The 23,961-nt window shown below is 70.6% G+C and carries 28 protein-coding genes; 16 read left to right on the top strand and 12 right to left on the bottom strand.

Annotation, left to right across the window (positions count from 1 at the left end):
• Positions 1-8: 8 nt before the first annotated feature.
• The gene (locus tag LWP59_RS35645) at positions 9-2,243 is read right to left on the bottom strand and encodes a helicase-associated domain-containing protein (RefSeq protein ID WP_144634722.1); all 2,235 of its coding nucleotides are present in this window, start codon (positions 2,241-2,243) and stop codon (positions 9-11) included.
• Positions 2,244-2,332: 89 nt separating this feature from the next.
• Between LWP59_RS35645 and LWP59_RS35640 the strand changes: the two genes are divergently transcribed.
• From LWP59_RS35640 to LWP59_RS35625, 4 genes are all read left to right on the top strand, one after another.
• Positions 2,333-2,521, top strand: coding sequence for a hypothetical protein (locus LWP59_RS35640; RefSeq protein WP_144634724.1), 189 nt, complete (start codon positions 2,333-2,335; stop codon positions 2,519-2,521).
• Between the two features lie 12 nt (positions 2,522-2,533).
• Positions 2,534-3,928 carry an NAD-dependent malic enzyme gene (locus tag LWP59_RS35635; RefSeq protein ID WP_144634727.1) on the top strand — a complete coding sequence of 465 codons (1,395 nt, stop codon included), beginning with the start codon at positions 2,534-2,536 and terminating at the stop codon, positions 3,926-3,928.
• 110 nt (positions 3,929-4,038) lie between these two features.
• The gene (gene moaC, locus LWP59_RS35630) at positions 4,039-4,509 is read left to right on the top strand and encodes a cyclic pyranopterin monophosphate synthase MoaC (protein ID WP_144634730.1); all 471 of its coding nucleotides are present in this window, start codon (positions 4,039-4,041) and stop codon (positions 4,507-4,509) included.
• Entirely contained in the window at positions 4,506-5,447 is a 942-nt protein-coding gene (locus tag LWP59_RS35625) for a molybdenum cofactor biosynthesis protein MoaE (RefSeq protein ID WP_144634733.1), read from the top strand. Before moaC ends, LWP59_RS35625 begins: the two co-directional genes overlap by 4 nt.
• 264 nt (positions 5,448-5,711) lie before the next feature.
• Here LWP59_RS35625 and LWP59_RS35620 read toward each other — a convergent pair whose 3' ends face one another.
• The 3 genes from LWP59_RS35620 to moaA all read right to left on the bottom strand — a co-directional run bounded on the left by LWP59_RS35620 (position 5,712) and on the right by moaA (position 8,139).
• On the bottom strand, positions 5,712-6,350 hold the full coding sequence (locus tag LWP59_RS35620; RefSeq protein ID WP_144634736.1) for a LysM peptidoglycan-binding domain-containing protein: 639 nt from the start codon (positions 6,348-6,350) through the stop codon (positions 5,712-5,714).
• Positions 6,351-6,816: 466 nt separating this feature from the next.
• On the bottom strand, positions 6,817-7,071 hold the full coding sequence (locus LWP59_RS35615; protein ID WP_144634739.1) for a MoaD/ThiS family protein: 255 nt from the start codon (positions 7,069-7,071) through the stop codon (positions 6,817-6,819).
• Positions 7,072-7,077: 6 nt separating this feature from the next.
• Entirely contained in the window at positions 7,078-8,139 is a 1,062-nt protein-coding gene (gene moaA / locus LWP59_RS35610; protein ID WP_144634742.1) for a GTP 3',8-cyclase MoaA, read from the bottom strand.
• Positions 8,140-8,231: 92 nt separating this feature from the next.
• On the opposite strand from moaA, the gene LWP59_RS35605 reads away from it, so the two are divergent.
• Genes LWP59_RS35605 through LWP59_RS35575 form a run of 7 tightly spaced genes read left to right on the top strand, consistent with a single transcriptional unit; the run spans position 8,232 to position 13,406 of the window.
• Positions 8,232-8,714 carry a MarR family winged helix-turn-helix transcriptional regulator gene (locus LWP59_RS35605; protein ID WP_144634745.1) on the top strand — a complete coding sequence of 161 codons (483 nt, stop codon included), beginning with the start codon at positions 8,232-8,234 and terminating at the stop codon, positions 8,712-8,714.
• Between the two features lie 33 nt (positions 8,715-8,747).
• The gene (locus LWP59_RS35600; RefSeq protein ID WP_144634748.1) at positions 8,748-9,152 is read left to right on the top strand and encodes a TOBE domain-containing protein; all 405 of its coding nucleotides are present in this window, start codon (positions 8,748-8,750) and stop codon (positions 9,150-9,152) included.
• Positions 9,149-9,931 (top strand): molybdate ABC transporter substrate-binding protein, encoded by a 783-nt coding sequence (modA, locus tag LWP59_RS35595; RefSeq protein WP_144634750.1) that lies wholly within the window; start codon positions 9,149-9,151, stop codon positions 9,929-9,931. Before LWP59_RS35600 ends, modA begins: the two co-directional genes overlap by 4 nt.
• A 28-nt stretch (positions 9,932-9,959) precedes the next feature.
• Positions 9,960-10,724: an ABC transporter permease gene (locus LWP59_RS35590; protein WP_144634753.1), complete on the top strand. Its 765-nt coding sequence runs from the start codon at positions 9,960-9,962 to the stop codon at positions 10,722-10,724.
• Positions 10,721-11,782, top strand: a complete 1,062-nt coding sequence (locus tag LWP59_RS35585) for a sulfate/molybdate ABC transporter ATP-binding protein (RefSeq protein WP_144634756.1) — start codon at positions 10,721-10,723, stop codon at positions 11,780-11,782. Before LWP59_RS35590 ends, LWP59_RS35585 begins: the two co-directional genes overlap by 4 nt.
• Complete coding sequence (locus LWP59_RS35580; RefSeq protein ID WP_144634758.1) at positions 11,779-12,573, top strand: HAD-IIA family hydrolase; 795 nt, start codon at positions 11,779-11,781, stop codon at positions 12,571-12,573. Before LWP59_RS35585 ends, LWP59_RS35580 begins: the two co-directional genes overlap by 4 nt.
• Positions 12,574-12,605: 32 nt before the next feature.
• Positions 12,606-13,406 carry a metallophosphoesterase gene (locus LWP59_RS35575; RefSeq protein WP_144634761.1) on the top strand — a complete coding sequence of 267 codons (801 nt, stop codon included), beginning with the start codon at positions 12,606-12,608 and terminating at the stop codon, positions 13,404-13,406.
• A 237-nt stretch (positions 13,407-13,643) separates the two neighbouring features.
• Here LWP59_RS35575 and LWP59_RS35570 read toward each other — a convergent pair whose 3' ends face one another.
• Both LWP59_RS35570 and LWP59_RS35565 read right to left on the bottom strand, forming a co-directional pair.
• Positions 13,644-14,018 carry a YccF domain-containing protein gene (locus LWP59_RS35570; RefSeq protein ID WP_144634764.1) on the bottom strand — a complete coding sequence of 125 codons (375 nt, stop codon included), beginning with the start codon at positions 14,016-14,018 and terminating at the stop codon, positions 13,644-13,646.
• Positions 14,018-14,779 carry a PhzF family phenazine biosynthesis protein gene (locus tag LWP59_RS35565; protein ID WP_144634767.1) on the bottom strand — a complete coding sequence of 254 codons (762 nt, stop codon included), beginning with the start codon at positions 14,777-14,779 and terminating at the stop codon, positions 14,018-14,020. The genes LWP59_RS35570 and LWP59_RS35565 overlap by 1 nt, the downstream gene beginning before the upstream one ends.
• 56 nt (positions 14,780-14,835) lie before the next feature.
• Between LWP59_RS35565 and LWP59_RS35560 the strand changes: the two genes are divergently transcribed.
• Positions 14,836-16,491 carry an AMP-binding protein gene (locus LWP59_RS35560; protein ID WP_144634770.1) on the top strand — a complete coding sequence of 552 codons (1,656 nt, stop codon included), beginning with the start codon at positions 14,836-14,838 and terminating at the stop codon, positions 16,489-16,491.
• Between the two features lie 22 nt (positions 16,492-16,513).
• The gene (locus LWP59_RS35555) at positions 16,514-16,927 is read left to right on the top strand and encodes a VOC family protein (RefSeq protein ID WP_144634773.1); all 414 of its coding nucleotides are present in this window, start codon (positions 16,514-16,516) and stop codon (positions 16,925-16,927) included.
• Between the two features lie 36 nt (positions 16,928-16,963).
• Here the strand turns inward: LWP59_RS35555 and LWP59_RS35550 are convergent, their stop codons facing one another.
• Entirely contained in the window at positions 16,964-17,926 is a 963-nt protein-coding gene (locus LWP59_RS35550; RefSeq protein WP_144634776.1) for a R2-like ligand-binding oxidase, read from the bottom strand.
• 3 nt (positions 17,927-17,929) lie between these two features.
• Positions 17,930-18,535 (bottom strand): TetR/AcrR family transcriptional regulator, encoded by a 606-nt coding sequence (locus tag LWP59_RS35545; RefSeq protein ID WP_144634779.1) that lies wholly within the window; start codon positions 18,533-18,535, stop codon positions 17,930-17,932.
• A gap of 83 nt (positions 18,536-18,618) precedes the next feature.
• Between LWP59_RS35545 and LWP59_RS35540 the strand changes: the two genes are divergently transcribed.
• A complete protein-coding gene (locus LWP59_RS35540; RefSeq protein WP_144634782.1) occupies positions 18,619-19,242 on the top strand; it encodes an HAD family hydrolase in 624 nt (207 codons plus the stop codon).
• Here LWP59_RS35540 and LWP59_RS35535 read toward each other — a convergent pair.
• Complete coding sequence (locus LWP59_RS35535; RefSeq protein ID WP_144634784.1) at positions 19,208-19,429, bottom strand: hypothetical protein; 222 nt, start codon at positions 19,427-19,429, stop codon at positions 19,208-19,210. The genes LWP59_RS35540 and LWP59_RS35535 overlap by 35 nt on opposite strands.
• 220 nt (positions 19,430-19,649) lie before the next feature.
• On the opposite strand from LWP59_RS35535, the gene LWP59_RS35530 reads away from it, so the two are divergent.
• The gene (locus tag LWP59_RS35530; protein ID WP_144635145.1) at positions 19,650-20,036 is read left to right on the top strand and encodes a cold-shock protein; all 387 of its coding nucleotides are present in this window, start codon (positions 19,650-19,652) and stop codon (positions 20,034-20,036) included.
• A gap of 28 nt (positions 20,037-20,064) precedes the next feature.
• Here the strand turns inward: LWP59_RS35530 and LWP59_RS35525 are convergent, their stop codons facing one another.
• The 3 genes from LWP59_RS35525 to LWP59_RS35515 all read right to left on the bottom strand — a co-directional run bounded on the left by LWP59_RS35525 (position 20,065) and on the right by LWP59_RS35515 (position 23,134).
• Positions 20,065-20,565: a DUF2771 family protein gene (locus tag LWP59_RS35525; protein ID WP_144634787.1), complete on the bottom strand. Its 501-nt coding sequence runs from the start codon at positions 20,563-20,565 to the stop codon at positions 20,065-20,067.
• A gap of 65 nt (positions 20,566-20,630) precedes the next feature.
• Positions 20,631-22,316 (bottom strand): MFS transporter, encoded by a 1,686-nt coding sequence (locus tag LWP59_RS35520; protein ID WP_144634789.1) that lies wholly within the window; start codon positions 22,314-22,316, stop codon positions 20,631-20,633.
• 41 nt (positions 22,317-22,357) lie between these two features.
• Positions 22,358-23,134: a glutaminyl-peptide cyclotransferase gene (locus LWP59_RS35515; RefSeq protein WP_144634791.1), complete on the bottom strand. Its 777-nt coding sequence runs from the start codon at positions 23,132-23,134 to the stop codon at positions 22,358-22,360.
• A gap of 50 nt (positions 23,135-23,184) precedes the next feature.
• Between LWP59_RS35515 and LWP59_RS35510 the strand changes: the two genes are divergently transcribed.
• Positions 23,185-23,952 carry a DUF3027 domain-containing protein gene (locus tag LWP59_RS35510; RefSeq protein ID WP_144634794.1) on the top strand — a complete coding sequence of 256 codons (768 nt, stop codon included), beginning with the start codon at positions 23,185-23,187 and terminating at the stop codon, positions 23,950-23,952.
• The last annotated feature ends 9 nt before the right edge of the window (positions 23,953-23,961 follow it).

Raw genomic sequence — 23,961 nt, 5'->3', positions numbered from 1 at the left:
CCGCCGCGCTAGTCCTCCACCAGTGCTGCCGACGTGATGCGGTGCAGCGGGTATTGCTCGTCGCTGGTGCTGCGCAGGATTCCGCCGCCCACGTACGCCGGCTTGACGACGCGCTCGCTGGCCGTCCCGTGCGAGTCGACGAACCCGATCCACACCTCGCGCCCCTCGCGGGTCGCGCGTGCCAGCAGCGCCATGGTCGCCGCCGTGTCCGAGCCGCCGCCACCGGCCGGCAGCCGCACCTCCGCGCCCCGGCGCCGGCTCGCCGCCCTGTCCCCGGCACGCAGATGCGCGATGATCTGGGCGAGCTGCCCGGGGTTCGGGCCGTTCGGCTCCGGCAGCACCGCGCGGCGCGCGGCGCGGGCACGGGCAGGGATCCGCCTGCCGCTCGGCCGCAGGTCCAGTACCCGCCCGTCCGGGCCCTCGGCGGCGGGCGCGAACCCGGCGGCCCGCAGCCCGTCGAGCACGTCCGCGAGCGGCACCGGGCTGACCAGGACCGTCGGCGCGATCTTGCGCAGCTCGTACTCCCCGGCGACCGGGTTGCCCAGTACCTCGGCGAGCAGCACCTCGTCGTCACACCGCAGGAACGACGCGGCCGCGCCACCCCGCAACCGGCCGTGCCTGCGCGCGACGTCGTCGATCAGGTAGGTCAGCGACTGCGGCACCGGCGTCGCGGACCGCTTGCCGAACAGTTCGTGCAGCTCGTCGGCGGTCTTCCCGGCGTCGAGGGCGCGCCGCACGGTCTGCTCGGTGATCCGGTAGACCGTGGCGTGCCCGGCGGACTCGACGTCGGCGACCGTCTTGATCTCCGCGGCCAGCTCCGGCTCGAGCGGCCCCGGCGCGACCACCGTCAGGTCGGCCTGCACCAGCACGTGGTCGATCGGCGCGGGCATCGCGTCGACCATCGCCGACAGTGCGCCCTGGCGGTCTTCGGCGAGCAGCGCGCCGGTGGCGGTGGTGAGCGCGCCCAGCGCGATCACGCCGAGCGTCGACGCCTCCGCCATCGTCCAGCGCACCGTCTCGTCCCGCAGCCTGCCGCCACGCCGCGGCGCCCGCCAGGCGAGCACCGCGACCAGTTCGTCGACGCTCTTCACGCCCGCGCCCGCGGGCAGGTCGGCGAGCGCTTCGAGGACCCGGCGACGGGTGATCGGGGCCAGCGGGCGGCGCAGGTCGTCCGACAGCGGTGCCATCGGCTTGTCCTTCGCGTCGCGCCGGCCGGCCAGCCCGGGCAGCCGCGGCAGCTCCAGCCAGGCCTGCGCGAGGGTGAGCCACCGTTGCCCCGGCCCCGACGCGAGCCACGAGTCGGTGAGCGTCGTGGGCACCCATTCGGGCGCGGTCGTCCCGCTGTCGGCGACCAGGCCGGCGCCGAGCGCGAGCTCGGCGAGGAGGATCGCGCGCGCATCGTCGATCTCGAGTTCGCGAGCGAGCCTGCGTACTTCGCGCACACCCAGGCCGCCGGACTTGAGCACCGGCGGCGACTGCTCCGACCACTGGTTGAGCAGAGACTCCATCTGCCGCAAGAACTCCGCGGCCTCACCGGCGGCAGCTTCGTCCACTGTGGACTGCTGGTGCGGGTTCGTGGGCAGCTCCGGCTCGCGCAGCGCGCCCGGCGAGCACGAGTGCCCGTCGCGCAGGGCCAGCGCGATCTCGCGGGGCAGTTCGACGGTCTCGGCGTCCCGCCGCAGCAGCAGCCCGCGCGCGAGCAGCCGCTGGACCGGGGTCTTCGCGTCCTCGACCGGCACCCGGGTGAGCGCGTCCCTGCTGCGCCCGATCGGGGGACCTGCGGCGAGCGCGTTGAGCACGTTGCGTTCGTCCTCGCCCAGCTCGCTCAGGTCCGCGTCCGCCAGCTCGGGTACCGAGGCGCCGAGACCGGCCGGGAACGGGCCGACGAGCTCCCGCGTCACGGGCAGCGCCCGCAGCGCGTCGTCGTCGCCCCACACGACGGCGCGAGCGCGCAGCCTGTCCAGCGCCGCGCCGGGGTCGACGCCGACGAGGGCGGCGACCCGCTCGCGGGGGACGGCTTCAGTGTCGGCGTCGGCGACCAGGAGCGCGTCCAGCACCGTGAGGGTGAAGGTGTCCAGGTCCTCCAGCGCGCGGGCCGTCGAACCGGCTGTGCCCGCGCGGGTGGCGAGCACAGTGCTGTCGGAGGGCGGTGGGGTGGCCAGGTCGCGCCTGGCCTGCAGGAGTGCGGCCAGCTCGTCGTCGGACGCGGAACGCAGCCAGTCCGCCAGAGAGGTCGCGGGCATCACAGGTCAGGATACCGCCCTGGCCTCCGGGGACCGCTCGCGTTGAGGCAAACTAAAAGCCTCACAGGCGAGGCGAACGGGAGGACGACGTGGCCAAAGGCGACAACGACAAGAAGGCAGTCCGGATCGACCCGAGCTGGCCCAAGGTGCCAGACGGCGAGCACCCGGTGACCGAGCTCGCGGCGGACCGGCAGGGCGCGCTCTCGCCCTACGGTGACGTGACGTTCCCGCTGGACACGGTGCCCTACGTGCACCCACACACAGAGATCAACAAGTAAGGGGTAACGACAGTGCCGGTTCCCGGCCCCGGTTATTCGATCACCGTCCGCGTCGAGGCTCCGCCTTCGGCGAGCGCCGCGGGCGACCTCACGACCGCCGTCGGCCGGGTGGGCGGCGTGCTCACCGCGTTCGACGTCGTCGAGTCCAACGCCGACGCGATCGTGGTCGACATCACGGCCAACGTCTCCAACGCCGACCACGTGGAGGACGTCACCAAGGAGCTCGACTCGCTGCCCGGGGTACGGGTGCGCAAGGTCTCCGACCGCACCTTCCTCATGCACCTGGGCGGCAAGCTCTCGGTGACCCCCAAGGTGCAGCTGCGCAACCGTGACGATCTGTCCCGCGCGTACACCCCGGGCGTGGCCCGCGTGTGCCAGGCGATCGCCGCGAACCCGGCCGACGCCCGGCGCCTGACCATCAAGCGCAACACCGTCGCCGTCGTGACCGACGGGTCGGCCGTGCTGGGCCTCGGCAACATCGGCCCTGCGGCCGCGCTGCCGGTCATGGAGGGCAAGGCGGCGCTGTTCAAGAAGTTCGCGGACGTCGACGCGTGGCCGGTGTGCCTGGACACCCAGGACACCGAGGAGATCATCAAGATCGTCAAGGCGCTGGCGCCGGTGTACGCGGGCATCAACCTGGAGGACATCGCCGCGCCGCGCTGCTTCGAGATCGAGAAGCGCCTGCGTGATCAGCTGGACATCCCGGTGTTCCACGACGACCAGCACGGCACCGCGATCGTGGTGCTGGCCGCGCTGCGCAACGCGCTGCGGGTGGTCGGCAAGGAGATGGCGGACTGCAAGATCGTCGTCAGCGGTGCGGGGGCCGCGGGCTCGGCGATCATCCGGCTGCTGCAGCACAAGAAGCCGGCCGACATCATCGCCGCCGACATCGACGGCATCGTGCACGCGGGCCGCGCCAACCTCGACGACAACCTGCGGCACCTCGCGGAGACGACGAACAAGGACAACGTCTCCGGCAGCCTGCACGACGCGCTCGTGGGGGCGGACGTGTTCATCGGGGTGTCGGCGCCGAACCTGTTCGGGGCCGAGCAGGTCGCGACGATGGCGAAGGACGCGATCGTGTTCGCGCTGGCCAACCCGGATCCGGAGATCGACCCGCTGGAGGCGCAGAAGCACGCGGCGGTGGTCGCGACCGGGCGGAGCGACTACCCGAACCAGATCAACAACGTGCTCGCCTTCCCCGGCGTGTTCCGCGGGCTGCTCGACGCCCAGGCGCACGACATCGACGACAACATGCTGATCGCGGCGGCCAACGCCATCGCCGACGTGGTCAACGACCGGTTGAACGCTTCGTTCATCGTGCCGAGCGTCTTCGACTCGGCGGTCGCCCCTGCGGTCGCGGAAGCAGTACGGACGACGGCCCGCAGGACGGTGGCGGTCGGCTAGTTCGAGCAGCCGGGCGGACGGTCACTCCCTGGGGGCGTGGCTGTCCGCCTTCGCCGTTTCTCGGGGTGTGCCGCCGCGACTCGCGAGCGCCCCCGGCTAGCCTTTCCCTTGTGAGTGAACTGAGCCACGTCGATCAGACGGGCGCCGCCCGGATGGTCGATGTCTCCGGCAAGCAGGCGACGGCCCGCACGGCGATCGCCACTGGGGTGGTGCACACGACGGCCGAGGTGATCGGGCTGTTGTCGTCGAACGGGTTGCCCAAGGGCGACGCGCTCGCGACGGCGCGGATCGCCGGGATCATGGGCGCCAAGAAGGTGCCGGAGCTGATCCCGTTGTGCCACCAGATCGCGTTGTCCGGGGTGAAGGTGGAGTTCTCGCTCGGCGAGACCGAGGTCGGCATCCAGGCGACCGCCAAGACCACCGACCGGACGGGCGTCGAGATGGAGGCGCTGACGGCGGTCGCGGTCGCCGGGCTCACGGTGCACGACATGATCAAGGCCGTCGACCCCGCGGCGACGCTCGACGCGGTCCGCCTGGAGCGCAAGGACGGCGGGAAGACCGGAACGTGGGAGCGGCCATGAAGCGCACGGCACGGGTGATCGTCGCGTCGAACCGGGCGGCGTCGGGTGTCTACGCCGACAACACGGGGCCGGTGATCGTCGACTGGCTGACGGAGCGGTCGTTCGACGTGCCCGCGCCGATCGTCGTCCCCGACGGCGAGGCGGTGGGACAGGCCCTGCGCGGCTGTCTCAACGACGACGTCGACGTCGTCATCACCACCGGGGGGACGGGCATCTCGCCCACCGACCGCACTCCGGACGAGACCGTGGCCGTGCTCGACCACCAGCTGCCGGGCCTCGCGGAGGCGATCCGGAGTGCCGGGCTGCCCAAGGTGCCGACGGCGGTGCTGTCGCGCGGGCTGGCGGGGGTCGCGGGCCGGACGCTCGTGGTGAACCTGCCGGGTTCGCGTGGCGGCGTGAAGGACGGTCTCGGCGTGCTCGACGGCGTGCTGGAGCACGCGGTGGACCAGCTCTCGGGCGGCGACCATCCTCGCCCGGCCGAGAAGGGCAGTGTCGCCGCGAGCGAGGTCACGCCGCCGCGGATCGCGCTGGCGCAGGTCACCGAGCAGCCGCTGTCCGTCGAGGCGCACGCCGAGCTGGTCGACGACAAGGCGGCCGGTGCCGTCGTGACGTTCGGCGGGGTGGTCCGCAACCACGACGGCGGGAAGTCGGTGGAGACCCTGTACTACGAGGGCCACCCGAGCGCCGGCGACGTGCTGGCGCGGGTGGTCGCGGAGGTGACGGCCCGGCGCGCCGGGGTGCGGGCGGTGGCGGTGAGCCACCGGCTGGGCGCGCTGGCCATCGGCGATGTCGCCCTGGCGTGCGCCGTCGCGGCCGACCACCGCGCCGAGGCGTTCGCCACCTGCGCGGAACTGGTGGACGAGGTCAAGGCGCAGCTCCCGGTCTGGAAGCACCAGCACTTCGCCGACGGCAGTGACGAGTGGGTCAACTCCCCCTGAGCGGTGGCCCGGCGCCGGCTTGAGCGATTGCCGGTGGCCGCCGCTGGGTGAGCTGAGCAGACCGACCCTGATTCGCGGCCTCAGGCGCCGTACAACGCCAATCAGCCGCAGCCGGCCGTCTCAACCGCCCTGAGGACTCCAGACACGCCGAGAGCCCCACCGCACGGGGGATAGCGGTGGGGCCCTCGGTTGCTCATCGGGACGTCACGGGCATGCCGTGTGGCGTCCGACGGCCTGATCGCGCCTCGGGTGACCTTCAGCAGGTCACTTGGTGGCGATCTTCTGGCCGACCAGGATCAGGTTCGCGTCCGGAACGTACTGCGAGTTCAGCTGCTGCAGCTTCTGGTAGCCACCGTCGACGTTGAACTGCTTCGCGATCTTCGACAGGGTGTCACCGGCCACGACGGTGTAGTCACCGTTCGGGTTCGACGACGGGACCGCGGTCGCCGGCTGGGCCGCCACCGTCTTCGGAGCAGGCGCGGTGGCCTTCTTCGGAGTGGAGGTGACCTTCTTCTGCGTCTTCGCCGTGCTCTTGGACGAGCTGGCGGAAGAGCCGGCCTTCTTGCCGCAGACCGGCCATGCGCCGATCCCCTGGCCCTGCAGGACCCGCTCCGCCACCGCGATCTGCTGCTCACGCGACGCGCTCTGGGGGCTGCCGGTGCCGCCGTAGGCCTTCCAGGTGCTCTGCGTGAACTGCAGACCGCCGTAGAAGCCGTTGCCGGTGTTGGTGCTCCAGTTGCCACCGCTCTCGCACTGCGCGATGGCGTCCCAGTTGACGCTGGCAGCCTGCGCGGGGGTCGCAGCGATCGCCAGCGGGGTGCCGACCGCGATACCCGCGACAGCGACGCGGGCGATGTTGCGAGCGGCGGGGGACATCTTGCGGTGCTTGCCTCGGTAGGACATTCGATCTATCTCGGGCCTCCGCGCCGTCGGGCCAGGCTTGCGGGGCGGACCCTCGCGGGCCCGTGGCTTCCCGGCGGGATCCGGGTTGCCGACCCGATCCGCGCACTGGGCGTGGAACGGGTTCCCTCCGTCCCTGTCCGGAAGCTTCTTTCGCTCGGGGTTTGGTGCCGGGATTCCGCCGGACAGGGTTTGGCGCTTCGGAATCCCGGTGTTGCCGTGGCCGGTCGGGGCCAGCCGAAAAGCGACGGTACGTAACGGCGACCGTGATCGGAAATTATTCGCTACGTGACCTACATCACAGTAACGGCACGCAACCCATTACGATTTGACCATTCTTCCTGGTCAGCACGCCGTTATCGTCCCGTTTCCTTGCCGAGATAAATCACTGATCGTGAGGTCTGTGTCACGTCGTTAACGCGTGACTGGGCCGTTCGTGAGGCCGTGGAAACGGGAGCAAAACCTCCGGTTAACCACCCGCGAAGGGGGGGAGGACGTCGAGCTCGGACCCGTCCGGGACGGCACGAGAACGATCACGCACAGCGATGCCGTCGAGGAGGAAACTGGCCGCTTCGAGGACCCGTGGCAGCTTTTCCGGATGCCGCTCGCGCAGGACGCCGAGCGCCTCGCCGACGGACGCCCCGACGGGCAGCTGGAGCGTCTCATGCTCCACGCCCGACGCGGCCCTTGCGGACGCGAAGTACCGCACCAGCACCTTCGGCACGCCCGCTCAGCCCCCGATCGCGCTCATCGGCCGGATCGGCTGGGCGAAACCGGCGTCGTTGATCTCGTGGCCCGCGAGCTTGGCCCACATGGTCATCCGCCACGCGTCGGCCACCGCTTCGTCGTCGAGCCCGGCCCGCAGCAGCCCGCGCAGGTCCGTCTCGTCGTTGCTGAACAGGCAGGAGCGGACCGCGCCGTCGGCGGTGAGCCGGGTGCGCTCGCACGCGGCACAGAACGGCCTGGTCACCGACGCGATGACGCCGACCTCGCCGGGCCCGCCGTCCACCAGCCAGCGCTCGGCCGGGGCGCCGCCCCGCTCGACGGGGCTCGGCGTGAGCTCGAACTCGGCGCCCAGCAGCTCCAGGATCTCCGCGGCGGTCACCATGTCGCCGCGGTTCCAGCCGTGCTGGGCGTCCAGCGGCATCTGCTCGATGAACCGCAGGTGGTAGCCGTGGTCGAGGCAGAACCGCAGCAGTCGCGCCGCTTCGTGCTCGTTGACCCCGCGCAGCAGCACGGCGTTGATCTTGACCGGGTCGAGTCCGGCCGCGCGAGCCGCCTCGAGTCCCTTCAGCACATGGGAGAGCCGGTCCCTGCGGGTGATCGCGCGGAACAGCTCCGGGTCGACCGTGTCCAGCGAGACGTTGATCCGGTCCAGGCCGGCCGCGGCGATCTTGGTGGCCCGCTTGGCGAGGCCGATCCCGTTGGTGGTCATGGAAAGCCGGGGCCGCGGCCGCAGCGCGGCCACCTCGGCGATGAGGTCCTCCAGACCTGGCCGCAGCATCGGCTCACCGCCGGTGAGCCGGATGTCGGTGACCCCGAGCCGTTCGACCGCGATTCGCAGCAGCCGCAACAGTTCCTCGTCGCTCAGCATGTCCTCGCCGGGCAGCCACGGCAGGCCCTCGGCAGGCATGCAGTAGGTGCACCGGAGGTTGCACCGGTCCGTCAACGAGACCCGCAGATCGGTGGCGACCCGGCCGAAGGTGTCGATCAGGGCCGGGTTGTCCGGGCGTGGTTCGGACACGACGTCGGCGCCCCTAAGACGGGGTAGACCGAGATTCACCGCACTCATTGGTACCAGCCTAACCCGAGTCAGCGCGCTGCGACGATCACTAGAATATTGAGAGCAGACCGTGTTTCAGGAGCAGGGGGAGGAAGCGGGCGATGGCAGCCGAGCCAAGGTACCCCGTGCCGCCCGAAGTGCTCCAGCGGTTCGCCGAACTCGGCAGGGAAGGCAGCACGCTCGCGGTGCTGCGGCACGCGCGGATCGCCGAGCGGATGGGCCTGTCCGGCACCGACCACAAGGCACTGGACCTGGCCTCCCGCGCCGATGGACCGTTGACGGCGGGGCGGATCGCCCAGCTCACCGGCCTTTCCACGGGCGCGGTCACCGGCGTCATCGACCGGCTCGAGCGGGCGGGGTTCGTCCGCCGGGTGCGCGACACCCAGGACCGGCGCAAGGTCCTCGTCGAGATCCTGCCCATGGACGAGGAGCGGTACGCGCCGCTGTTCTCCTCCGCACTGGACGTGGTCGAGCAGGTGCTCGAAAGGTTCTCCCCGGAGGAACGTGACGTCGTGGAACGTTTCGAGCGCGAAGTACAGCGTCTGATGCGTAACGACATTCTTGATGAAAGCAAGGGCACGTAGATTTTCCGCAGCCGCGGAGATAATCTCGCGGCCATGCCGCAATTTCGGTTTTCTGAAGCAGCCGGTCTGCTCGGTGTCAGTGACGACACGGTGCGTCGCTGGGTACGCGCCGGGCAGCTGACGTCCCAGGTGGACGCTGCGGGCCGCAAGGTCGTGGACGGCGCCGAACTCGCCGCGTTCGCCCGCGAGCAGGCCACCGGCCCCGAGGACCCCTCCGCTGTGGGGCGCTCGGCGCGCAACCGGTTCGTCGGGCTCGTCACCGAGGTCGTCGTGGACAAGGTGATGGCACAGGTCGAGCTGCAGTGCGGGCCGCAGCGGGTCGTCTCGCTGATGAGCACCGAGGCGGTGCGCGAGCTGGGCCTTCGGCCCGGGGTGCTCGCGGTCGCGGTGGTGAAGGCGACGACGGTCGTCGTCGAGACTCCAGGAGGAGAGCGTTGAAGAAGGTATTGGCCACGTTGGCCGGCGTCGCGTTGCTGGTCACCGGGTGCAGTTCGGGCTCGTCCGGCAGCACCGGCGGCAGCAGCAGTGCCCCCCAGGCGAAGACGCTCACGGTGTATGCCGCCGCTTCGCTGACCGAGTCCTTCAACGCGTTGAAGACGGAGTTCGAGGCGGCACATCCCGGGGTCACCGTGAAGTACAGCTTCGGCGGCTCGTCGACGCTCGTGCAGCAGCTGACCAATGGCGCGAAGGCCGACGTGTTCGCGTCCGCGGACCAGGCGAACATGGACAAGGCCGTGCAGGGCGGGGTCATCCAGGGCGCACCGACCGTGTTCGCGACCAACAAGCTCACGATCGCGGTGGCCCCGGGCAACCCGAAGGCGCTCAAGACCTTCGCCGACCTGACCGGCTCGGGCCTGAAGGTCGTCGTCTGTGCCGCCCAGGTGCCGTGCGGCTCGGCGACGCAGAAGGTCGAGAAGAACACCGGCGTGACGATCAAGCCGGTCAGTGAGGAGCAGGACGTCAAGCAGGTGCTGACGAAGGTCGAGTCCGGCGACGCCGATGCCGGCCTGGTCTACGTCACCGACGCGAACACCGCGGGTGGCAAGGTCGCCCAGGTGGACTTCCCGGAGTCGGCGCAGGCGATCAACAACTACCCGATCGCAGTGGTCAAGGACGCGCCGGAGGCCGATCTCGCGCAGCAGTTCGAGCAGTTCGTGCTCGGCGCGCAGGGCAAGCAGGAGCTGACCAAGGTGGGCTTTGGCACGCCGGCCCTGTAATCCTGTTCCGCGCGCGAAGGTCCCGTGGGTGCTCTGGGTGCCCGCGGGACTCGCGCTCGCGCTGGTCGTCCTGCCGGTGGTCGGCCTGCTGGTCCGCACGGACCTGGGGCGGCTGCCGTCGCTGATCGTCTCCGAGTCCTCGCTCGCGGCGCTGCGGCTGTCGGTCGAGACGGCCGCCCTCTCGACCGTGGGCTGCGTGCTGCTCGGGGTGCCGCTCGCCGTCGTGCTCGCGCGGTCCACGGTGCCCGGGCTCCGGGTCCTGCGCGCGATCGTGCTGCTGCCGCTGGTGCTGCCGCCGGTGGTCGGCGGGCTGGCACTGCTGTACCTGCTCGGGCGGAAGGGCTTCCTCGGCTACCTGCTCGACGTGACGCTCGGCGTGACGGTGCCGTTCACCACGAGCGCCGTGGTGATCGCGCAGATCTTCGTGGCCATGCCCTTCCTCGTGGTCAGCCTCGAAGGCGCGCTCCGGAACGCGGGCGACTCCTATGAACAGGTGGCCGCGACGCTCGGCGCGAAGCCGTGGACGGTGTTCCGGCGCGTGACGGTGCCGCTGCTGCTGCCCGCGCTCGGGTCGGGCGCGGTGCTGAGCTTCGCCCGCTCGCTGGGCGAGTTCGGGGCGACGATCACGTTCGCCGGCAGTCTCGAGGGCGTGACCAGGACGCTGCCGCTCGAGGTCTACACCCAGGCGGAGTCCGATATAGACAGTGCGGTCGCGGTGGCGCTGCTGCTGGTCGTGGTGGCGCTCGTGGTGATCGTCGTCGCGCGCCCGCGTGCCCTGGAAGGGCGGGCGTGATGCTGCGCGCGGAGATCGAGCTGAGTCGTGGCACCTTCGACCTCGCGGTGGACTTCGAGGTGCCGGCGGGCACGGTGCTGGCGATCCTCGGGCCGAACGGGTCCGGCAAGTCGAGCCTGCTCGGCAGCCTCTCGGGCCTGCTGCGCCCGCGCCGGGCGAAGATCCTCCTCGGCGACCGCGACCTGCACCAGCTGCCACCGCACGACCGTTCGGTGGGGTTGTTGTCCCAGGATCCGCTGTTGTTCCCCCATCTGTCCGTTCTGGACAACGTCGCGTTCTCGCCGCGGTCGAAGGGCGCCGGGCGCGCTGAGGCACGTCAGATCGCCCGACGGTGGCTGGCCGAGGTGGACGCGGCCGAGTTCGAGCGCCGCAAGCCCGCGCAGCTGTCCGGCGGGCAGGCGCAGCGGGTCGCGGTGGCGCGGGCGCTCGCCGGCGAGCCGGACCTGCTGCTGCTCGACGAGCCGCTCGCCGCGCTGGACGTCGACGCCGCGCCCGCGATCCGCGGGCTGCTCCGCAGGGTGCTCAGCGCCAACGCCACCCGCGCGACGGTGCTGGTCACGCACGACCCGCTCGACGCACTGGCCCTCGCCGACCACGTGCTGGTCCTGACCGAAGGCCGGGCCCTCGAGCGCGGCCCGACGCGCGAGGTGCTCGCCGCGCCGCGGACGGCGTTCACCGCGCGGATCGCCGGGCTGAACCTCGTCGCGGGCACGGCCGTGGACGACGGGTTGCGCACGGACGAGGGACGGCTGATCGCGGGCATGCTGGCCGAGGACGCGGCTCTGGGCGAACCGGCGGTGGCGGTGTTCGCGCCGAGCGCGGTGGCGGTGTACCCGGTGGAGGACGGCCGTCCCGGCAGCCCGCGCAACACCATGGCGGCCTCGGTGACCGCGCTCGAACCACACGGTCCGGTGATCCGGCTCCGCACGGACGTGGGGCTGGCCGCGGACCTCACCCCGGCCGCGGTCGCCGACCTGCGGCTCGAGCCGGGCACCCCCGTCCGCCTGGACATCAAGGCGACAACGGTGACGGTGTACCCCGCTAGTCTCACCGTATGACCCAGTGGACGTACCTGACCGACATGGACGGGGTCCTGGTGCACGAGGAGCACCTTGTCCCCGGCGCCGACGAGTTCCTCGCCGAGCTGCGCGCCCACGACACGCCCTTCCTGGTGCTGACCAACAACTCGATCTACACCCCGCGTGACCTGCACGCGCGGCTGCTGCGGACGGGGCTGGACGTGCCGGAGGAGCGGATCTGGACCTCCGCACTGGCCACGGCCAAGTTCCTCGACAGCCAGCGTCCGAACGGCTCCGCGTTCGTCATCGGCGAAGCGGGCCTGACCACCGCGCTGCACGAAGCGGGCTACGTGCTCACCGACAGCGAGCCCGATTACGTCGTCCTGGGCGAGACGCGGACGTACAGCTTCACCGCGATCACGAAGGCCATCCGCCTGATCGAGGCCGGGGCCAAGTTCATCGCGACCAACCCGGACGCCACCGGCCCGAGCCTCGAAGGCATCCTGCCGGCGACCGGCTCGATCGCGGCACTGATCGAGAGGGCCACCGGCCGTTCGCCGTACTACGTCGGCAAGCCGAACCCGCTGATGATGCGTTCGGCGCTGCGGTCGCTCGGCGCGCATTCGGAGAGCACGCTGATGATCGGGGACCGGATGGACACCGACGTGCACTCCGGGATCGAGGCGGGGCTGCAGACGATCCTGGTGCTCACCGGCATCTCGACCAAGGAGACCGCCGAGCGCTACCCGTACCGGCCGACGATGGTGATCGACTCCATCGCCGACCTGGTCGGGCGCACCCAGGACCCGTTCAGTGGCGGGCTGGTCTGAGCGAAGTACTGAACAGGGCTTATCGTCGAAGGGTGGATGTCCTGACGTATGTCGTAGGAGACGTGCACGGGCATCGGGACGAGCTCGCCGACGCCCTGCGTGAGAGCAAGCTGGTCGACGAGAACGATGCCTGGTGCGGTGCCGACGCCCACCTGTGGTTCCTCGGTGACTTCGTCGACCGGGGCCCGGACGGGATCGGCGTCATCGACCTGGTGATGGGGTTGCAGGAGCAGGCGGCCGAGGCCGGCGGTTCCGTGCAGGCGCTGCTGGGCAACCACGAGATCCTGCTGCTGGGGATGTACCACTTCGGCGACACCGAGGTGCCGTCGGACTTCGGGCCGCGTAGCTTCGCCCGCAGCTGGGAGATCAACGGCGGCCAGTCGGCGGACCAGGACGGGCTGACCGACGATCACATCGAGTGGTTGTCGACCCGGCCGCTCGTCGCACATGCGGGTGATCATCTGCTGATGCACTCGGACACGCTCGAGTACCTCGACTGGGGCGACACCGAGGACGAGATCAACGAGACCGCGCAGGAGATCCTGGCCGGCAACGACCTGGCCGCGTGGTGGGAGGTCTGGCGGCGGATGACCACGCGCTACGCCTTCCGCGGGCCGAACGGCGCCGAGGTGGCGGAGCAGCTGCTGGCGCAGCTCGGCGGGGAGCGGATCGTGCACGGGCACAGCGTGATCGCCGACCAGCTCGGCATCCACCCGACGCAGATCGAGGCGCCGTTCCTGTACGCGGGCGGCAAGGTCCTCGGCATCGACGGCGGCCTCTTCGTCGGCGGGCCCTGCCTGGTGGTCGAGCTGCCCTGGGAGCCGGAGGACTAGGGCGCCGCGACGATCTCGCGGCCCAGTGGCACCAGTCGCCCGCGAAACCGCCGCCCGGCAACGGCAATAAGGCCGATCCGGCCAGGCCGCTCCCTGACGCCGATCCTCGGCCTCCCCAGCGGTCGACGCGCCGGGTCAAGGCACGTTTTCCCGCCTTGACGCGGTGTTGCGGCCGTTGGACACTCGCGGGTCGGGGCAGGAACGGCCCCACCCGCTCAACCTCCCCGGGCACTATGCCTAGGGCGCCGCGACGATCTCGCGGCCCAGTGGCACCAGCGAGACCGGGATCAGCTTGAAGTTCGCCAGGCCCAGCGGGATGCCGACGATCGTCAGGCACAGCACCACGCCGGTGACGACGTGGCCGATCGCGAGCCACCAGCCGGCGAACACGATCCAGACGACGTTCCCGATCAGCGACGCCACCCCCGCGTCCCGCCGGTCGACGAGCCTCCGGCCGAACGGCCACAGCGCGTAGTTCGCGATCCGGAACGACGCGATGCCGAACGGGATCGTCACGATCAGCACGCAGCACACGATCCCCGCCACCACGTACGCCACCGCCATCCAGAACCCGGCGAGCACCAGCCAGATGACGTTCAGCAGCAAGCGCATCAGACCAGCAACTCCCCTCGCACCGTGGTGACCGCCTGTCCCGCCAGCACGACCCGCTCACCGTGCAGCGCGACCCGGACGATCCCGCCCCGCGGCGACGCCTGCTCGCCGACCAGCTCGTCCCGCCCCAGCTCCGCGGACCAGTACGGCGAGAGCGTGCAGTGCGCCGAGCCCGTCACCGGGTCCTCGGGCACGCCGACAGCCGGGCCGAACACGCGGCTGACGAAGTCGATCCCCGGCTTGTCCCCGGGCGCGGTCACGACGACGCAGCGTGCGTCCAAACCCGCGAGGCCATCCAGATCTGGGGAAAGGCCACGCACCTCGGCGGCGTCCGCGGCGCGGACCAGGATGTCCCACTTCCCTCGCAGCACCTCCCGCACCGTCACGCCCGGCAGCGCGGGCGCGACCTCGTCGGCCGCCGCGTGGGGCGGGTCGGCGGGGAAGTCCATGCGCACCCAGCCGTCCTCGGCCCTCGTGCGCAGCTCGCCGCTGCGTGTCGTGAACACCTGCGAGCCGCCCAGCACGTGCCCGGTCGCCAGCGTCGCGTGGCCGCACAGGTCGACCTCGACCGTCGGGGTGAACCAGCGCAACGACTTCGCACCCGCACCGCCCACTTCGACGAACGCGGTCTCGGCGTGCTTCAACTCGGCCGCGACCGACTGCATCCAGGCCGGATCGGCCGGCTCGTCCAGCAGGACGACGCCCGCCGGGTTACCGGCGAAAGCGGTGTCGGCGAACGCGTCGACGATGTACAGGCGCATGCCTCCACCCTAGACTCGGGCACGAAGTCAGTGTTGACCTTTCGCCAGGAGTCACCATGCCTGCTGTGCCGAGCTACTCCTCGGGAACCTCCGACGTCCCCATGCTGGGCGACACGATCGGCGACAATTTCGACCGGACCGTGCAGGCATTCGGTGACCGGGACGCACTCGTCGACAGCGCCGTCGGCCGCCGCTGGACGTACGCCGAGCTGGCCGCCGACGTCGACGCGCTCGCACTGGGACTGCTCGAACTGGGCATCGGCAAGGGAGACCGGGTCGGCATCTGGGCGCCCAACTGTGCCGAGTGGACGTTCACCCAGTACGCGACCGCGAAGATCGGCGCGATCCTGGTCAACATCAACCCGGCCTACCGCTCCCACGAGCTGGAGTTCGTGCTGAACCAGGCCGGGATCCGGCTGCTGGTGGCGGCCGAGAAGTTCAAGACCTCAGACTACGCGGGCATGATCGAGGAGGTCCGCCCCCGTTGCGGGCGGCTGCAGCACGTCGCGCTCATCGGTGGCGAGCTGTGGAACTCCTTGCTGGAGAACGGAAAGCGCGGCGACCGAGCGGTGCTGGGTGAGATCCGGCTCTCGGCCGACGACCCGATCAACATCCAGTACACCTCGGGCACGACCGGTTTCCCCAAGGGCGCGACCCTCTCGCACCACAACATCCTCAACAACGGCTTCTTCGTCGGCGAACTGTGCAACTACACCGAGGCGGACCGGATCTGCATCCCGGTGCCCTTCTACCACTGCTTCGGCATGGTGATGGGCAACCTCGCGGCGACCAGCCACGGCGCGTGCATGGTCATCCCCGCGCCCGCGTTCGACCCGACGGCCACCCTCGAAGCGGTGCAGGCCGAGCGGTGCACCTCGCTGTACGGGGTGCCGACGATGTTCATCGCCGAACTGGCCGAGCACGACTTCGAGTCCTACGACCTGTCCAGCCTGCGCACCGGGATCATGGCAGGCTCGCCCTGCCCGGTCGAGGTGATGAAGCAGGTCATCGAGCGGATGGGCATGGCGGAGGTGTCGATCTGCTACGGCATGACCGAGACCTCGCCGGTGTCCACACAGACCCGCGCGGACGACTCGATCGAGCGCCGGGTGTCCACCGTGGGCCGGGTCGGGCCGCACCTGGAGGTCAAGGTCGTCGACCCGGAGACGGGGCTGACCGTGCCGCGCGGCGAGCCGGGCGAGCTGTGCACTCGTGGGTACTCGGTGATGCTCGGGTACTGGGATGAGACCGCCAAGACCGGCTTCAACGACACAGGGGCGATCGACAAGGCGCGCTGGATGCACACCGGCGACCTGGCGATCATGGACGACGAGGGTTACCTCAACATCACCGGCCGGATCAAGGACATGGTCATCCGCGGCGGCGAGAACGTCTACCCGCGGGAGATCGAGGAGTTCCTCTACACCCACCCGGACATCCTCGATGCCCAGGTCATCGGCGTGCCGGACGAGCGCTACGGCGAGGAGCTGATGGCCTGGGTCCGGATGCGCGAGGGCGCCGCCCCGCTGACGGCCGAGTCCGTGCGCGAGTTCTGCACCGGCAAGCTCGCCCACTACAAGATCCCGCGCTACGTGCACATCGTGGACGAGTTCCCGATGACCGTCACGGGCAAGATCCGCAAGGTCGAGATGCGGCAGCAAGCCGTGAGCCTGCTGGGCCTGGAGTCGGTTGCCGCCACCCGGCACGCGTGAGAGGACGACCCAGGAGGTTCCGATGACATCTCGGCTCAACCCCTACCTCAGCTTCGCGGGCGACGCGCGGGAGGCGATGGAGTTCTACCGCGACGTGTTCGGCGGCAGGCTGGACATGAGCACCTTCGGCGAGTTCGGCGCGCCGGACGAGGCCCTCGCCGACAAGATCATGCACAGCCGGCTCGAAACCCCCGGCGGGTTCACCCTCATGGGCTCGGACCTGCCGCCGAGCATGGAGTACCGGCCGGGCACCACCATTTCGATCAGCCTCAGCGGCGACGACGCGGACGAGCTGCGCGGCTACTGGAGCAGGCTGTCCGAGGGCGGGTCCGTGCTCACGCAGCTGGAGAAGCAGATGTGGGGCGACGAGTTCGGCATGTGCGTCGACCGGTTCGGCGTGCAGTGGCTGGTGGACATCGGCCAGTCACAGGGCTGAGCGGCCGCCCGCGCCGTTGCGGGCGGCCGCCCGGGTTCAGGCGACGATCTCGGCGAACGCCTTCGCGTCCTCCTCGCCGAAGGTCTCCTCGAGCTGCTCGGGTGAGTAGTCGAGGTCGATCTGCGCGACCGGCACCCCGCGTGCGGACTCGATGGCGCCCAGCCGCCGCTGTGCCCGGTCGGCCGCGTAGGTGATGAACTCCTGCGGGTCGTTGTCGAACGGGCGCGGCTCTTCGAACTGGTCCTGCACCCACTGGATCATGCCCAGCGCGTGCGGCAGCAGCTCGCCCATGCGCTGCTGGACGGCGTCCCACAGGGAGTCGTCGGCGGCGATGTGCCGGCGGCAGGTGAAGGTGCCCCACGCCATGTGCCTGCGCTCGTCGTCGCCGATGTGCTTCACCAGCTGCTGCATGCCGGGCAGGATCCCGCGCTGGGTGCACACCTTCTGCCACGCGTAGTACCCGGTGAGCGCGAGGCTGCCCTCGATCACGTGGTTGTAGGTGACGCTCGCCCGGACCTGGTTGAGCGGGCTGGGATCATTGGCCAGGATGCCCAGCGACTCCGGCAGCTCCTCGTAGAACAGCTTGCGGTAGTGCGGGTTCTCCGACACGAACGACGTGAGGTCCTCGGTGAGCCCGACCGCGTCCATCCACCGGCGGAAGACCTCGGTGTGCTTGGCCTCCTCGAAGCAGAACTGGGTCAGGTACATCTCGTCGCCGAACCGGCCCTCGGTGGCCATCGCCTTCATGAACGGCTGGATGTCCTCGGTCACCGCCTCCTCGCCGGCGATGAACTGCGCGCACAGGTACGTCGCCGAGCGGCGCTCCTCGTCGGTCAGGGTCTCCCAGTCCGCCCGGTCCTTGCTGAAGTCGATGTCGGCCGGGTTCCAGAACTTCTTGTTGCCCTTGACGAACAGCCGCAACGGGAACGCGTCCCAGTTGAGCCCGCCCCGGCGCAGGGAGGTGAAGCCGGTGCGGTGTGGCGACAGGGTATCGGTCATCTCTCACTCCATTGTGGACAAATGGTGGGCGATGGCGGGGGCGAGCGCGGTGCAGACCATGTCGGCCGCCTCGGTCGCGGAGTGGGTGGGCAGCACGAGATGGCTCAGCACCAGCCTGGTGACGGTCTCGGCGAGCAGCTCCGCGGTCGGCTCGTCGAGGGTGGGCACGAACTCCCGGTACTGCGCGGCGGCCAGCTCGGTCGCGGCCGAGAGCACCGGTTCGCCCTTGGTGGTGAGCAGTGGCAGCAGGTCCTCGCCGGCCTGGGTGCCCAGTGCGGCGGCGACGAGCTTGTTCTCGCGGCCGTGCTCGATCGTGTGCACGACCGCGCGGTGGATTCCGGTGAGCAGGTCCGGCGCCGACTCGAACCGGGTCCGGATGCCCTCGAGGAACTCTGCGGTCGTGCGCAACGCGACGGCCTCGACCAGTGCCGTCTTGTTGCCGAACTCGTTGTAGACGGTCTGCCTGCTCACGCCTGCCGCCGCGGCGACATCGGCCATCCGCAGCCCGGCGTGGCCCTGCTCGGCGAGCAGCCCGGTCGCGGCCTCGAGGAGGGTCTCCCGCAGCGAGGCCTTGGTGCGCTCGGTGAAGGACGAGGTGATCTCCGACACAGGACCAGCTTGACATGCATTCCCGAAATGTCAACCAGCTTGACCCGAACGGTCACGTTGTAAAGCAAGCTACGGTTGAATCTGTGGGCACGACCGTGGGCTTCGATCTGGACATGACGCTGATCGACCCGCGACCCGGGATGGTCGCGGTGATGAACGCGCTCGGTGAGGAGGCGGGGCTGCCGCTGGACGGCGAGCACTTCGCGAGCAACCTCGGCCCGCCGCTCGACATGGTGCTGCGGGACTTCGGCGCTCCCGCCGAGCGGATCCCCGGCCTGGTCGCACGGTTCCGCGAGCTGTACCCGGAGATCGTCGTCCCGGCGACCATCGCACTGCCGGGCGCGCACGCCGCGCTCGAGGCCGTGCGCCGGGCGGGTGGCCGGATCGTTGTGGTGACGGGAAAGTACGGGCCCAACGCGGACAAGCACATCAAGGCGCTGGGCCTCGAGGTCGACGTGCTGGTCGGCGAGCTGTGGGCCACGGGCAAGGCCGTGGCGCTGCGCGAGCACGGCGCGAAGGCCTACGCCGGCGACCACCTCGGTGACGTGCGCGGCGCGCTCGCCGCGGGTGTGACGCCGATCGGCGTGACCACCGGGCCGTGCAGCCGGGCGGAGCTCGCCGCCGAGGGCGCGGAGGTGATTTTCGACAGCCTCGAGGAGTTCCCGGGGTGGTTCAGCGCTTTCGGTGCTCCAGAACCAGTGCGATGAACCCGAGCAGGATCCCCAGCGGGGTCGCGACCCCGGCGGCCAGGCTCAGCCACAGCGGCAGGTCGTGCAGCCCGGCCGCGAACAGGATGAACACGACCAGCACGGCGAGTACGCCGACGGCGAACACGCCGATTCCCACCCGCATCAGCCAGGGTTTGCGTTGGGTGGGGTTCGCGGTGTCGTTCATGGGTAGAAGGCTAAAGGACCGTGCGGGGCGAGTGCGATGTGCGGCGGCTTTCGCGGAGGAGGACCGATTCGGGTGTCCGGCCGGATACTGAACGTGCTATCTACTTCTCCCCAAGGTGGCCGGGGGGATAGGCTGGTCGATACGCGTCCTGGGTACGCCCCGGGGCGCGTTCGTCGTGCGGGACGAGCTTACGAAGCAGAGCGAAGGAACGGTGAGGGCAGTGCCGACCGGCAAGGTCAAGTGGTACGACGCGGAGAAGGGATTCGGGTTCGTCACGCAGGACGGTGGCGAGGACGTCTACATCCGCAAGACCGCGCTACCCCAGGGGGTAGAGGCACTCAAGGCGGGTCAGCGACTCGAGTTCGGCGTGGCCGACGGCAGGCGCGGGCCGCAGGCGCTCTCCGTCCGGCTGATCGACTCGCTGCCCTCGGTGGCGGAAGCGCGCCGCCGGCCCGCCGAGGAGCTGCACGGCCTCATCGAGGACATGATCAAGCTCCTCGAGACGAAGGTCCAGCCTGACCTCCGCCGCGGCCGTTACCCGGACCGCAAGAACATCAAGCGGATCGCCGAGGTCATGCGCGCCGTGGCGCGCGACCTCGACCCGTGATCCGCTGCGGGGCAACCGCTCCCGGGTGTCACTGCGGCTGGATCTGCAGGGACCAGTAGGCGCGGGCGACCAGCTGCGGGTTGCCGTTCTCGTCGAGGATCGGGTTGCCCGCCTGGTCGGCCGCGTAGGCCGCGCCGATCTGCTGCACCTCGACCACCACGAGCTGGTTGTCGGCGCCGCCCGGCGTCGCGGTGTAGGCCAGTGTGCTGCCCGGCGCGAAGAACTGCTGCTTGATCTGCGACTTCCCGTTCGCGTCGGCGTACTCGACGTTGACCAGCCACGGTGTGTCGCTGACCTCCGACGGCACGGAGATCTGCACCGGCATGCCCTTGCGCACCTTGAGGGTCGCGATGTCCTCGGGATGCTTGTCACAGTCGCGGACCAGTGTGTCGCAGTGCACAGCCGGGCCGGTGTCCACCGTGTGCCCGTCGCCGTAGAAGGTGACCTCCGGCGGGCCGACCGTCGCCGAGCATCCCGTCAGTGCCAGTGCACCCGCCGCCAACAGTCCGAACAACCGACTACGCCGCATGGGCAAAACCCTACTGCGTCGACCGGTACCGATCCGACGGCAGGCACGGCGCCCCCCTGGCGTAGTCAGGCGACCGTGCGGGCCGGGTGCCGGGGGCGCTTCGAGCCGAGGAACGGCAGCAGCGAACCGCCGCGCTGCATCAGGAACGTCTGCGTCAGGCCGAGGCCCAGCAGCAGCGAGACGACCAGGAACCCGATCCAGTACGTGGGCGGCAGCAGCAGGCCGACCGCGCCACCGAAGCACCAGGCCAGCTGCAGCACGGTCTCCGACCGGCCGAACGCCGAGGCCCGCGACTCCTCGGGCAGGTCGGCCTGGATCGCCGCGTCGAGGCTGATCTTCGCGAGCGCGCTGGCGGTGGCGCCGACGAGACCGACGATCGCGGCCGTCGCGATCCCCGCGAACACCGCCGCGAGCACCGTCGAGGCGAGCGCGGCGGCCGCGCTGCCGAGGACCACCTGCGTCGGATGGCCGAACTGCAGCCGTGAGCCGAGCGCGTTTCCGACGAACCCGCCGGCCCCCGCGGCCGCACCGATGATGCCGAGCAGCAGCAGCTGGGTGAACGGGCTCTGCCCGTTCTGTTCCGCGTGCGCCTTGACCGCGAACGCCGCGAACATCATCAGGAAGCCGGTGAGCACCCGCACGGAACCGTTGCCCCACAAGGAGACCACGACGTCGCTGCCGAGTGGCTGGCGCTTCTTCTTCTTGCCCGGATGGGCCTTGAGCGACGCGGGCACCTCGCCCTCGGTGGCCTCGACCCAGGACGGGATCCGCATCGACTGCACGGCGGCCGCGAGGCAGATCAGCCCGGTGAACCAGAGCGCGCCCGCCGAGCCGAACAGCGAGTTGACCCCGCTGGCGACCGCGCCGAACACGCCGCCCGCGGCCAGCCCGAACACCGTGAGCCGCGCGTTCGTCTTGGACAGCGTCACCCCGCGTGGCACGACCCTCGGCGTGACGGCCGACTTGAGCACGGTGAAGGACTTCGACAGCACCATCATGCCGAGCGCCGCCGGGTACAGGCCCCAGTTGTCGAAGTTCAGCGCCATCAGTGCGGCCATCAGGCCCTGCCCGACCGAGGACAAGCACATCGCGAGCCGCCGGCCGCGCTGGATGCGGTCCAGTGCCGGGCCGATCACCGGGGCGACCAGCGCGAACGGGGCGATGGTGATGAGCAGGTACAGCGCGACGCGGCCCTTGCTCTCCCCGCTCGTGGCGGCGAAGAACAGCGTGTTCGCCAGCGCGACGGCCATGGTCGCGTCGCTGGCGTAGTTGAGCATCGTCGCGTACGTCAGCGAGGTCAGCCCGGACTTGTCCGCGCCGTCGGCCTTCGCCGCGCGCTGGAACGCACCGACCGCCTTGCCGCCCAGCTCCCGGCTGCGCATCGCGGCGACCCGGGTGACGGTGATCTTCTTCGGCATCCGCGGCATGGCGCCGGCGGTGGCCTCGGTGCGGTGCTCCTGCGGCGGTTCCTCGGGGCGCGAGGCGTCCGGGTATCCGTCGGTGTTGTAGTGCTCGTACAGGGGCTCGGTACGCCGGGGCGGCGCCTCGCCCGGCCGCGGCGGGTAGGCCCGGGCGCCGCGCGGCGGGACCGACGAGCCACGGGGTGGGGCGGCCGAGCTGCGCGGCGGAGCCGCCGAGTGGACCGCGCCCGTGGGCGCTTCGTCGGCCGTCGGGGTGGCGCGGGTGTACGTGGACGGCCGCCAGCTCTGTCCGGAACCGGGTTCCGGCGTCCATTTCCGTTTGCGCCCCACACATCAATCTTGCCTCATCAGCAGGTGGATGCGCCGGTCGATCAGGCGGGTCCGACGAATTTCACCCGGAACAGCTCGGGCCAGAGCTTGCCGGTGATCAAGAACTCGTCGGTGCCGGGGATCGCGGCGATGCCGTTGAGCACGTCCGCCTGCTGCCGCTGGGCGTCGGTGAGCAGCCCGGCGGCGTCGATCAAGCCGGTGACCTCGCCGTTCGCCGGATCGATCCGCAGGATCGTGTCGGTCTGCCAGACGTTCGCGTAGACGCTGTCGCCGACGCACTCCAGCTCGTTGAGCTGGTCGAACGTCTGGCTGCCCGCATGGACCGCCACCGTGCCCAGCGAGGCGAAGGTCGCCGGGTCGCGGAAGGTGAGCTGGTCCGAGCCGTTGCTCATCACGAGCCGGTCCTGCTGGTGGCACAGCCCCCAGCCCTCACCCTGGTAGGCGACCTGGCGCAGTTCGGCGAGCGTATGCGCGTCGCGTTCGATCGCGATGCCGTTCTGCCAGGTCAGCTGCCACAACCGGGACCCGACGACGGTGATGCCCTCGCCGAACAACGGGCCCGGCAGCGTCGCCCGGACGGTCGGCGGCCGGCCCGGCAGCCCGGCCCGCACCTCGGATTTCCCGACCAGCCCGGTGCCCTCGTAGAGCAGGCCGTCGTCCAGTTCCAGGCCCTCGGTGAACGCGGACGTGTCGTGCGGAAGCGTGGCGAGCACCTGCACCCGTAGTCGCGGAACGGAGTCGTCCGCTTGCGGAGTGCTCGCGGCGCAGGCCGCCAGCGCCGCGACCAGCGCGAGTGAGATCGAGACCAGGATGCGCACGGCCTTACCCTGACATGACGTAGCTGAATCCGCCGCTGCACAATGGCTCCATGACCCTCCTGCTCACCTTGGACGACGGCTCCGTCCAGCGGGCCCTCAACGACGCCGTCGAGCTCGCGCGCGATGCCGCGGTCGCCGAGGCCGGGGCGGAGCAGGTCGGCGCGCACGTCGGCGTCCACCGCGAGGACGCCGTGTCGGCGAGCCACCTCTTCGAAGCGGCCGTGCCCGGCTACGGCGGCTGGTGCTGGTCGGTGACCGTCGCGATGGCGGGCCCGGACACGCCGGTGACCGTCAGCGAGGTCGTGCTGAGCCCTGGCGAGGACGCGCTGGTCGCGCCCACGTGGGTGCCGTGGGAGCGCCGGGTCCGCCCCGGCGACCTCGGCGTCGGCGACGTCTTCCCGACCGACGACGACGACCCGCGCCTGGTGCCGGCGTACCTGCAGTCCGACGACCCGGCGGTCGAGGAGGTCGCGCACGAGGCCGGGCTCGGCCGGGTGCACGTGATGTCGCGCTACGGCCGGCTGGACGCCGCGTCGCGGTGGCGCTCGGGCGAGTTCGGGCCGCGGTCGGACATGGCGCGCAGCGCGCCCGCGACCTGCGGGACCTGTGCCTTCTACCTCCCGCTGGCCGGGTCGCTGCGGGCCGCGTTCGGGGTGTGCGGCAACGAGATGTCCCCTGCGGACGGGCATGTCGTGAACGCCGAGTACGGCTGCGGCGCGCACTCCGAGGTCGAGGTCGAGGCGACCTCGTCGGTGCCGGTCGCCGAGCTGGTCTACGACGACTCGCTGCTGGACATGGAACCGTCTTCGGAGGACTGATGAGTGAGA

It is taken from the genome of Amycolatopsis acidiphila (assembly GCF_021391495.1).
Classification (GTDB): Bacteria; Actinomycetota; Actinomycetes; order Mycobacteriales; family Pseudonocardiaceae; genus Amycolatopsis_E; species Amycolatopsis_E acidiphila.
The sequence above is the reverse complement of the archived record's forward strand: the minus strand, read 5'-3'. Positions and strand labels throughout refer to the sequence as shown.